This is a genomic window from Frankia sp. AgKG'84/4 (genome assembly GCF_023242965.2).
In the GTDB taxonomy this organism is placed as follows: domain Bacteria; phylum Actinomycetota; class Actinomycetes; order Frankiales; family Frankiaceae; genus Frankia.
The window spans coordinates 1-10814 of the sequence record NZ_JALKFU020000133.1 but is presented as its reverse complement, the minus strand read 5'-3'; the positions used below and the strand labels follow the sequence as shown (position 1 = coordinate 10814).

Sequence of the window (10814 nt, the reverse complement as noted above, 5' to 3'; positions counted from 1 at the left end):
GGCCCGTTGACCGCCGCCACCGCGAGCGCGTCGTCGTCCCCGAGGTGCTCGCGCACCGCGGCGGCCGGCAGCGGGACCGACACCATCCCGCCGCTGCCCGAGATCCCGGCCAGCACCCGGCTTCGCCGCGCGATGATCGCGCCCGCGTCGGCCAGCGACAACGCCCCGGCCACGTAGGCGGCGGCGACCTCGCCCTGGGAATGCCCGATCACGGCGGCCGGGCGGACCCCGAACGAGCGCCACAGCGCCGCCAGCGATGTCATGACGGCGAACAGCACCGGCTGGACGACGTCGACGCGCTCCAGCGACGGCGCCCCGACCTCGCCGTGGAGCACCTCCAGCAGCGACCAGTCGACGTGCGGGGCGAGTGCCCCCGCGCAGGCGGCGATGTGCTCGGCGAACACCGGCGAGGTGGCGAGCAGCTCGCGGGCCATGGCCGCCCACTGCGACCCCTGCCCGGGCAGGACCAGCACGACACCACCGGCCGCGTCGACGCCGCCCGGCCGCGCGGTCACCAGGCCCGCGGCCTGCCCACCGTCGCGCAGGTGCCGCAGCGCGGCCAGGAACTCGGCGGGCTCGGAACCGACGATGACGGCGCGCCGCCCGAACGCCGTGCGCGTCGTCGCCAGCGAGTGGCCGACGTCAGCCGGGTCGAACCGCGCCGTCTCCCCGTCGCCGGTCGGGCCCGCGCCGGCCAGATCCGCGCCGGGGGCGAGCAGGTCATGCAGGCGTCCGGCCTGGGCTCGCAGCGCCGCCTCGTCCCGCCCGGACAGCAGCCACGGCATCGGCCGCGGCCCGCCATCGGCCGTGGGCGCGGACGCCTCCCGGGTGGACGGCGGTAGGCCTGGTGCGGGCGTGGTGGCGGTGGGCGCCGGCGGTTCGGCGAGGACGAGGTGGCAGTTCGTGCCGCCCACCCCGAAGGAGCTGACGCCGGCGACCAGCGGCTGGTCCGTGGCCGGCCAGGCGCCGTGCGCGGTGTGCACCCGCAGGCGCAGCTCGTCGACGTCGATGTCCGGGTTCGGGGTGACGAAGTTCAGGCTCGGGGGCAGCTCGCGGTGGGAGATCGCGAGCACGGTCTTGAGTAGGCCGACGATGCCGCTGGCGCCTTCGAGGTGCCCCACGTTCGTCTTCGCCGAGCCGACGAGCAGGGGCGCGGCGGCGTCCCGTCCGCTGCCGTAGGCCCGGCCGAGCGCCGCGGCCTCGATCGGGTCGCCGACCCCCGTGCCCGTCCCGTGCAGCTCCACGTACTGGATCTCGTGCGGATCGACCCGCGCCGAGCGGGCCGCCTCGCGCAGGACCCGGGCCTGCGCGTCGGCGCTGGGCAGGGTGAGCCCGGCGGTGGCACCGTCGCTGTTCACGGCGCCGCCGAGGATCACCGCGTGCACCGTGTCACCGTCCGCCCGGGCCGCGGACAGCCGCTTGAGCAGGACGATCGCGCCACCCTCGCCGCGGACGTACCCGTTGGCCCGGGCGTCGAAGGTGAAGCAGCGGCCGTCGGGGGACAGCGCGCCGAACCGCTCGGCGGTCAGGGTGCTCTCCGGCGCCAGGTTGAGCTGCACGCCGCCGGCGAGGGCGAGATCGTTCTCCCCGCGTCGCAGGCTCTCGACCGCGAGGTGCACCGCGACCAGCGACGATGCCTGGGCCGCGTCGACCGTCAGGCTGGGGCCGCCCAGGTCCAGCGCGTAGGAGACGCGGTTGGCGATGATGCCCCGGCTCTGCCCGGTCAGCGTGTGGCGGGTGATCGCGTCCTCACCGGCGCGCAGCAGCCGGGTGGCGTAGTCGCTGGTGATGGCTCCGAGGAACACGCCGGTGCGGCTGCCGGCCAGGTCGGCGGGGCGCTGACCCGCCGCCTCGACCGCCTCCCAGGCGAGTTCGAGGGCGAGGCGCTGCTGCGGGTCGAGGTGCGTGGCCTCCCGGGGGGCGATTCCGAAGAACTCCGGATCGAAGCCGTAGACATCGTCGAGGTGCGCGGCGAAGCGGGTCCCGAGCCGACGCGGCACCGACGCGCCGCGGTCCACCGCGTCGCCGCCGACCCGCAGCAGCCGCCAGAACGCCGCCGGATCGGGCGCCGAGGGCAGCCGGCAGGCCAGCCCCACCACGGCAATCGAGTCGGTGGAGCCCCACGCCGGGTCGTTGTCTCGCGCTGTCTCGGTTGATCCGGTGTTCATCGCTGTGCCGCCCCCTTGTCACGAACGCGCGGAACCGGTCTTCGCCCGGTGAACCGCACACTTCCTGGGCCGAAAACCAGGCTAGGTGGTGTCGCCTTGGAACCGCTTTTGCCTCGCTAAAGGACCGGATAAGTGTTGTCGGATTGTTTCTGGCTGCTTTCCCGACGGGGAAATGTCGGATCGGGCGGCGATTGAAATGCTACGGTCGGCAGGTGCCCGGGAAGGTGTCGGCGACTGAGTTGTCCCTGGCCGTCCCCACACGTTGATCGAGGTGTCGGCTGTCAGGAGGAGCGCATGGATATCTTCTCATTCCATCTGATGCCGTGGCCGTATCTGCCGGCGGACTACGGCGGCTCGGCCTGGATAACCGTGCCGAACGGGCTCTACGACCCCGGGCGCGGCCATGACCTGTACAACCGGTATCTGGACGAGCTGGAGTACGCGGAGCAGGTCGGTTTCGATGGGCTGGTGGTCAACGAGCACCATCAGACCGCCTACGGGTCGATGCCGAGCCCCAACCTGTTCGCGGCCCTGCTCGCCCGGCGGACCTCGCGGGCGAAGATCGCGGTGATCGGCAACGCCCTGCCGCTGTACAACCCGCCGACCCGGGTGGCCGAGGAGTTCGCGGTCCTCGACGTGGTCACCGGCGGCCGGCTGATCGCGGGCATGGTCGTCGGCGGTGGCCCGGAGTACTACTCCTCCGGCGTGAACCCCGCGCAGGCGCGGCGCCGCTTCGCCGAGGCGCTCGACCTCGTCGTCCAGGCCTGGACCAGACCAGGCCCGTTCGAGTTCGACGGCGAGTTCTACAAGATCCCCCACGTCAACCCCTGGCCGCGGCCGTTGCAGCAGCCACATCCGCCGGTCTGGATCCCGGGCCTGGGTTCCCTGGAAACGATGGAACTCGTCGCCGCCCGCGGGTTCTCCTACGTCGGACTACCCTTCTTTCACTCCTCGGTCTTCGAACGGAACTACGCGGCTTTCCGGCAGATCTGGCTGGCCGCCGGACGGGACCCGGCGCCCGAGAACCTCGGTCTGCTGTTGCCGATCTACGTCGCCGAATCCGACGCCGCGGCCCGCGCCGAGTACGAGGAGCACCTCTGGTACTTCGCCCGGAAGCTGCTGAACGGAGTGCAGATCGTGCCGCCCGGATATCAAAGTGTGCAGTCGGCCGTGCGGCTGATGGAGAACGCGTCGAAATACCTGCTCGGGGTCTCCGACTGGGAGACGGTGGTGTCGGGCTCCTATGCCATCGTCGGGAGTCCGGACACCGTCGCCGAGAAGCTCGCCGACCTGATCCGCCGGCTCGGCGTCGGCAATCTGCTCGGCCTGTTCCAGCTCGGCAGCCTGCCAGCCCACCTGACCAGGGCCAACCTGACGCTGTTCGCCGAACAGGTGATGCCGAAGCTGCGCGCCGAGTTCGCCACCCCGCCGGTCTGGCCGGAGACGCTCGTATGACCGCGCCGACGACCGGCCCCCAGCCGAACGGCGCCGGTCCCAGCGCCACCCTGCGGCGCATCGAGGTTGACGGGATCGGCATCCGGTACGTCCGGCTGGGTCAGGGCGTCCCGCTGGTGTATCTGCACTCCCCGTTCGGCGAGGTCGGCGCGCTACCGGTGTTCGGCGCCCTCGCGGCGGCGGGCTTCGAGATCATCGCGCCGGAACTGCCCGGCTTCGGCCAGTCGGACCCGGTCACCACCTGGCAGAACATCGCCGATGTCGTCTTCACCCTGCGACGCATCCTCGACCGCTTCGAGGTGGACCGCGCCGTGCTGGTGGGCAGCTCCCTCGGCGGTTGGCTGGCCGCCGAGATCGCCGTCTGGTTCCCGCAGCGCGTGCGAGCACTCGCCCTGCTCGCCCCCTTGGGACTGCGAGTCGAGGGCGCCCCGATCTTCCAGATCTTCGGCGCCGAAGACGACGCGCTGCTGCCCCGGTTGCTCGCCCGCCCGACGGACTTCCCGGCGCACCTCGCCCCCGCCCTGGCCGCCGATGACGACGCCGCCGAAAGCCCCGCCGATCCACTCGCGCTGCCGCTGCACCTGTTCCGGGCGATGGAAGCGACCGCGCGGATCGGCTGGAACCCGTACCTGCACGATCCACGGCTACGGGAACGACTTGGCCAGATCGAGGCGCCCACCGTGGTGATCCGTGGAGACCGCGACGGCATTCTGCCAGCGGCACACGCGGCGGCCTATGCCGCGGCGATTCCGGGCGCTCGGCGGGTGGAGATCGCGGACTGTGGCCATCTGCCGGCGTTGGAACATCCCGAAGAGGTCGCGAGACACCTGTCGCCGCTGCGGCGACACGCCGAAGAGGACCACACCGCTTCTTGCTACTGTATGTAATCATCTCGATGTGAAGGGTGATTATTTGGCGTGCTGGCCGGTGCCGATTCGGGTGGCGGTGGTGGCCGCGGTGACACTGGCCGCGAGCGTGTTGGGGTTGCCGACGGCGGTGGGGGCGAGCGCGGTGACGCCGACGTTCCCCCTCACGGTGTCCGTATCGACGAGGTCCCTTACCTACGGCGCGGCGGGGAGCCCACTCACCTTCGACATCGCCGTATAGAACAGCGGTGACGTCGCCCTGCACAACGTCGTGGTGCAGCTGGCCCGCTCCGGTTTCGAGCCGGCAGTCTGCCGCTTCACCCAGCTGGCCGCCCACGCCGGCGCTGGGTGCGGCGTTCGGCACACCACCACGGTTGCCGACGTCACCGCCGGCACGATCGGACTGACCGCCGTCGCGACCGGTTTCACCGCGGCCGGGCAGCCGGTGGTCTCACCGCCGGGCAGCGCCTCGTCGATCCTCAACCTCAGCCAGGACCTGGTCTTCGGGGCCGTTGTCGCGCAGACCTCGATCGCCGCCGTCGGCCAGCCGCTGCACTACACCTACGGGATCGTCAACACCGGCTCGACGCCGCTGACCGGCCTCGCCGTACGGGAGACCCGGCCCGGCGTGACCGTTGCCTGCCCGGGAACGAACCTGGCCGCCGGCGCCACGATGTACTGCGCCGGCACCGGCGCCACCACGTTGAGCGATCTCCAGCACCGGTCCGCGGACAGCGCCGCCACCGCGACCGCGCGTGAACCGGACGGCACCCCGACCATCTCCGCCGGCGCGACGACCACCGTCCCCTCCACGGCCACCGCCGAGCTGGCCGTACAGGTGATCTCCCAGCCGCCGTCGTACTCCATCATCGGTCAGCAACTGTTCTACGACTTCCGGGTGACGAACAGCGGCGCCCTGCCGGTGCGTAACCTGCACCTGTCGGCGACGCGGGGTGACAGCTCATCGTGTCAGGCGGCCCAGCTGGCACCGGGCGCGGCGACCGACTGCGAACTCCTCATCGTCACCGACCGCTACGACCTCAGCAGCTACGATCCGCTCCGCACCCAGCGGGTCGTCCGGGTGCTCGGGGATGTCTCCCTACCGGGCACGCAGGCCAGGAGCTACGCGTCTCCGGCAGGAACCGTGTGGACCCCGTACGCCGCGGCCCCGCCGGGGCCGCCGCCCTTCGGCCGAACATCACTTTCGGTGATTAGTGCCATCACGCCGGAGAGCTACGGCCTTTACTCCAGCGTCAGGATCCACTATGTGGTCCACAACACCGGCGACGAGCCGCTGAACGACGTCGGCCTCATCGACACGCTGCCCGACCATCCGGGTGACTGCGGGGCGCGCATCCTTGCCCCTGGCGCATCGTTCTTCTGCGAGGCCCAGCACCGCACCTTCTTCGAGGACCAGGACCGCAGCCAGATCTTCTCCAACGCCGTCGCGATCGGGCACACCACCGGCTACCGGCCGGTGGTCTCCGCCCCCGCGATCGCGACCGCCCGAACGAACCACCGCGGCACTGCCGAGCTGGTGGTCACCGCCTCGACCAGCGCGTTCCGCGCGGCCGGGGAGCGGATCACCATCGACTACGCGGTGATCAACGGCACCGATGTGACCTTCTTCGGCATCGCCATCACCGACGCGCTGCCCGGCGTTTCCCCGGCCACCTGCGCCATCCCGGTCTCCGCCGGCGCCGTGACGCACTGCACCGCGAGCTACGTCACGACCCAGGCGGACGTCGATCGCGGTTACGTCGCCCCCACCGCGGTGGCCACCGGCAGCCGCGACACCGGCCCGCCAGTCGTCTCCGCCCCGGCCCGCCGACTGCTCGTCCGTCCCGCGGCGGCACAGCTGACGATCGCGAAGTCGCTGACGAACGGACCCTTCCGGGCCGCCGGTGACCAGCTCGCGTACGCCTACCGGGTCACCAACCGCGGCAGTGTCCGGCTGACGGACGTGGTCGTCAACGACGTGCTCGCCGGCGTCGGCCGGGTCGACTGCCCCACCAGCACTCTCCCCCCGGGCGAGTGGATGATCTGCGCGGCGTCCTACTCGGCCACCGCCGCGGACGTCCAGGCCGGCCAGGTGGTCAACAGCGCGTGGGCGGGTGGTACCACCGCGCTCGGCCAGACGGTGGTGTCCAATCCGAGCGCGCTGGCCAGCCCGCGCCAGCAGCTCGACCTGACGATGTGGACGGGGCAGGTCGGGTTCTCCGGCGTCGGGCAGACGATCACTGTGCTCTACCTGGTGACGAACGTCGGCGACACGCCGCTGACGGTGGTGGGTCTTCGCACGGACTCCACCCTCGGCCCGAACCCCACCTGCCCGCGGAGCACTCTCGCCGCGGGCGGGAACATGATCTGCACGGCGACCCGGACAACGACCACGGCGACCGTCGGCTCCGGCGGTTATCACGAGTCCGCCGTGGCGGACTGGACCTTGACCGGCTTCTCCGGGCGGCTGCGGTCCAACCCAGCCGCCACCTTCATCCCGTACGTTCCCAGCCCCGCAGGCCCCCGCGGACCCGCGGGTCCGCCAGGTCCGCCAGGTCCGCCAGGTCCGCCGGGTCCGCCAGGTCCGCCAGGTCCGCCGGTATCGGGTCCACGACCTCGTAGGGTGCTTTGGGCGCACGTTCTCCCGACCGGTTTCACCGGTCGGCCGCCACCACCAGTAGTCGTTGCGGGTTCGATGCCGTCAGCGCCGTGGAGAAGCCTGCGACGCGGCGCAGCCCGCCGGTTGGGGGAAAAGGGACGAGGATGGAGGCGTGGCGGGATGGTGGGAACGAAACATCGCGGAGCCGGGAAAGGAGCCGCTGCTGCTGTGTCTCGTGGCGTTTCTGCTGACTTTCCTGGTCACCCGGACGATCGTGCGGCTTATCCGGGCGGGGCACGGCCCTTTTCGTAACGTCTCCGCCGGCGGGATGCATGTGCACCATGTCGTGCCGGGCACGCTGCTGCTGATCGGCGGCGGTCTGCTCGCGGTCGGGACGCCGCCGCACGCGCCGTGGCGGGAGGTCGCCGGGGTGGTGGTGGGAATCGGGGCGGCGTTGGTACTGGACGAGTTCGCGCTCATCCTGCACCTGGAGGATGTCTACTGGCAGCAGGCCGGGCGGGCCTCGGTCAACGCGGTACTGCTCGCGGCCGGGTTGATGGGCTGCGTACTGCTTGGTTTCTCGCCACTGGGCGTGAACGATATGCGGGGCCAGGAATGGGCAGTCCGGATGGTCGTGGTGGCGGACATCGTGGTCGGGGTGCTGCTGGTGGTCGCGACGTTACTGAAGGGCAAGTACGGGATGGCGCTGCTGGGCGTGTTCCTGATTCCGCTGGCGGTGGTCGGGAGTGTCCGGCTCGCCCGGCCGAACTCGCCCTGGGACCACTGGTTCTACGGCCGATCCCCGAAGAAGGCGGCGCGGGCCGCGCGGCGGGAGGCCGCCGCGCCACCGCTGATCGTCCGCCTCCGCACGAAGGCCGAGAACCTCCTCGCCGGCGCGCCCAGCCCCGAGCCGCCGGTCGCCGACGACGGGCGGGACCACGGGCGCCGGGCGAGGTGACGGGACGGGGGAGGCGGCGTGGCCGGGCAGGTCGAGTTCTCCGGCCCTGGCGGGAGGGGCGGCGGTGTCTGCGGACGCCTGAGCGTGGGTCAGCTCATCCCACATGACGAGCATCAGTACTTCACGATCACGTTCGCGTAGGGATGCCATCGCGGCCCGGACCGCGAGGACCCGATCAGGCACCTTGCCGTCGACCGGATTGCGGGGCTGCATCGCCAGACGAACCACGACGAACGCCTCCGCGACGACATCCTCGACCTCGTCAACCGGTACCCGGCGCACCGCGTACGCCCGGACCGCGTCGCGGTAAGCGTCGAACACGGCTCGGAACATCACCTGAAGTGACAGGGCTTGACCCCGCTGGCCGGCTCGCGGATCCAGTCCGCCGGCGACCGGATTCCACTTGGTCCCAATCCGCGCGCTGCACCCGCTCGCACCAGCGGTGACGCACCCACCACCTCCGCCGGGCTACGGCCTGGGCGGCTGGACGAGGCCGACGGTGTGGAAGCTGTGTCGGGCGATGCGGGGTCCCCACTGCCGGTAGGTGGCCAGGTCGCCGTGGAAGGCCGTTCCCGCCCCACGAATTGTCTCGACCAGGTCGGCGACGATGTCGCAGCCGGGCGCGTGGTCGTCCCCGCAGGGTTTGCCGCGGAGGAACGCGACGATGTCGGGGTCGTCGGTGCTGGCGGCGAGGGCGTTGAGCAGCGGCGGGGCCAGGGTGGGATGGCCGACGGTGACGGCCAGGAGCAGCAGGGCCGCGTGGTGAGGCCCGGCGGTGAACGCGGTGAGATCGGCGTTGGGCACGCCGATGCGGATCAGCCGGTACAGGTTGACCAGTCGTTTGCCCGCGCGGGGGGTCATCAGGAGCGGACCGACGAGGGGAATCGCGGTTCGTTCACCGTCGGTGAGTTCAAGGCTGGCGGGCCGCAGGTCCGCAATGGCTGTCCCCTGGCGTCCAGCCAGGCGCTCGTCGGTGAACCTGCCTAGCGGGTCGTCGGCACCTGGGGGACGGACCCTGCCGGATGGTGCGGGCGCTGGACCGCGCGGCCCCGGGCCGGTGCCGGGGCCGGGCTGGTCGCTCGGGCTGGGCCTGGGGGTCGGGGCTGTGGGTCGCGGTGCGCGTTGCGATGGGACCGGGAGGAGCGCGGACAGGTAGGCGGCGGCGGTGGTGCCCATGGGGCGTAACGCGAACGGAATCTGGAAGATCTTGTCGAGCCAGTCCACCGGAGTGACCGCTCGACCCGCGTCGGTGCCGTCGGCGTTGCCGAACAGGCCGCTGTGATGGGTGGTCAGGCTGCGGCGCAGCCAGGCGGCGTCGACGGCGACCACGACAACGAACAACCGGCGGGCGAGGAGCAGGTGGACCGCGGTCAGTACCTCGACGACACGTTGCGGGGGGCAGCGGTCGAGATCGTCAACGTAGAGGATGATCCGTTCCAGCGGCGGCGGCTTGGCCGCACTGCCGGTGGTCTGCCACTGGGCTCGGGCGGCGGTGAGGGCGCGTTCGAGCTGGTCAAGGTCGGCGCTGATCTGGCCGACCAGACCCCGGTAGTTCTGATAAGCGCTACCGGTGCTGAGCCGGTCGAGAACATCGGCGAGGGCCACCGCCGCGTCGACCCTGGCCAGGCGCGCCCGAGTATCCGCGAGATCCTGCTGGACCTGGTCGTTCGCCGCGGTCAGACGGCGTCGCTCCCGGTCGGTGAACGACACCATCCACCGGTGGATCCGACGGGCGAGGGCGACCGGGGCGAGCGCGAGCAACCCGGCCAGGACCGTCCCGGCCGTCCGCAGCCACGGACCGGCCCACCACCACGCGCCCGCCGCCCCGGCCAGCAGCACCGCCCAGCCGGCGAGAGCCCACATTCCTGTCCGGACGTCGATGGCCAGGCCAAGGATCGCCGCGCGTCCCGCCCGCAGGAAGCCACCCGGCGAGCCCAGCCCGGCGAGTCGGCCATGCGCGGAACGCGCGGCGTCCACCGCGCTGATCTGCGCGTCCAGCCGAGTGCGGGCAGCTTCCAACCGGACCGTCTCGGCGCGCAGGCGCTCCCGCTCAGCCCGGCTGCCCGCCGGATCGGCCGACGGCGTGCCCGCCGCCCGGTCGGTGGCGAGTTCGGTGAACAGATGCTCGATGATTCCGGTCCACACCTGCCCGTCGCTGTAGTGCCAGGCATTGAACTCGATCTGGCCCACCGACGACACGAACGAGCTGCTGCCCGGGTTGCTCAGTGACATCCCGGCCAGCCGATCGACCCGGGCACGAAGCTGACGCAGCACACTCGACTTCCCCGACCCCCACTCGCCCAGCACCGCGATCGCCAAGGGCGGGACCGTCTCCGATGCCGCGATCAACATCGCGAGGGTCTCGACATCAGCCTCGACCTCGAGGAGATCGTGGTCGCTGGGCTCGTCGCTGCGGACCCCGGCAAGCACCCCCCGCCGCGTCGCCCCCGCCAACGCCGTCCCTCGAACCTGCAACCCACTGCGCCGGTTCCACACGCGGATCGTCCGATCACCAACACTGACGATCTCCGATCCGTCCGGGGTGACCGCTACCGACAGGACCGTGCCGGTGTGGCCGGTGAGGGTGGTGTGTTCGGTGCCGGTGTCGCGGTTCCAGATGCGTACGGTGCCGTCGTCGCTGCCGCTGATGATCTGCTGGCCGTCCGGGGTGACCGCCACGGACAGGACCGTGCCGGTGTGGCCGGTGAGGGTGGTGTGTTCGGTGCCGGTGTCGCGGTTCCAGATGCGGACGGTGCCGTCGTTGCCGC

Annotated in this window: 8 protein-coding genes; 5 read left to right on the top strand and 3 right to left on the bottom strand. The window is 71.6% G+C overall.

Translation table 11 applies throughout. The features are described from left to right. The coding region (locus MXD58_RS11115) for a type I polyketide synthase (RefSeq protein ID WP_250609288.1) at window positions 1-2168 on the bottom strand (2168 nt) is incomplete at its 3' end. A 294-nt stretch (window positions 2169-2462) separates the two neighbouring features. On the opposite strand from MXD58_RS11115, the gene MXD58_RS11110 reads away from it, so the two are divergent. Continuing rightward, a complete protein-coding gene (locus MXD58_RS11110; protein WP_248841104.1) occupies window positions 2463-3623 on the top strand; it encodes an LLM class flavin-dependent oxidoreductase in 1161 nt (386 codons plus the stop codon). After that, entirely contained in the window at window positions 3620-4510 is an 891-nt protein-coding gene (locus MXD58_RS11105; protein ID WP_248841102.1) for an alpha/beta fold hydrolase, read from the top strand. The genes MXD58_RS11110 and MXD58_RS11105 overlap by 4 nt, the downstream gene beginning before the upstream one ends. Before the next feature lie 21 nt (window positions 4511-4531). Here the strand turns inward: MXD58_RS11105 and MXD58_RS30265 are convergent, their stop codons facing one another. Further along, a complete protein-coding gene (locus tag MXD58_RS30265) occupies window positions 4532-4657 on the bottom strand; it encodes a hypothetical protein (protein WP_284678201.1) in 126 nt (41 codons plus the stop codon). 103 nt (window positions 4658-4760) lie between these two features. On the opposite strand from MXD58_RS30265, the gene MXD58_RS11100 reads away from it, so the two are divergent. Genes MXD58_RS11100 through MXD58_RS30260 form a run of 3 tightly spaced genes read left to right on the top strand, consistent with a single transcriptional unit; the run spans window position 4761 to window position 8187 of the window. Continuing rightward, a complete protein-coding gene (locus MXD58_RS11100) occupies window positions 4761-7400 on the top strand; it encodes a CLIPPER-2 domain-containing protein (RefSeq protein ID WP_250609287.1) in 2640 nt (879 codons plus the stop codon). A 16-nt stretch (window positions 7401-7416) separates the two neighbouring features. After that, window positions 7417-8046 carry a hypothetical protein gene (locus MXD58_RS11095; protein ID WP_248841099.1) on the top strand — a complete coding sequence of 210 codons (630 nt, stop codon included), beginning with the start codon at window positions 7417-7419 and terminating at the stop codon, window positions 8044-8046. 18 nt (window positions 8047-8064) lie between these two features. After that, on the top strand, window positions 8065-8187 hold the full coding sequence (locus MXD58_RS30260; protein ID WP_284678200.1) for a hypothetical protein: 123 nt from the start codon (window positions 8065-8067) through the stop codon (window positions 8185-8187). 327 nt (window positions 8188-8514) lie between these two features. Here the strand turns inward: MXD58_RS30260 and MXD58_RS11090 are convergent. Then, window positions 8515-10814 (bottom strand): P-loop NTPase fold protein (locus MXD58_RS11090; protein WP_250609286.1); only part of this gene is annotated, 2300 nt, incomplete at its 5' end.

Bases quoted from the DNA above. Each gene is read 5' to 3' on its own strand.
- MXD58_RS11105 (WP_248841102.1), top strand. From the start codon at position 3,620: ATGACCGCGCCGACGACCGGCCCCCAGCCGAACGGCGCCGGTCCCAGC.
- MXD58_RS11110 (WP_248841104.1), top strand. From the start codon at position 2,463: ATGGATATCTTCTCATTCCATCTGATGCCGTGGCCGTATCTGCCGGCG.
- MXD58_RS11095 (WP_248841099.1), top strand. From the start codon at position 7,417: ATGCATGTGCACCATGTCGTGCCGGGCACGCTGCTGCTGATCGGCGGC.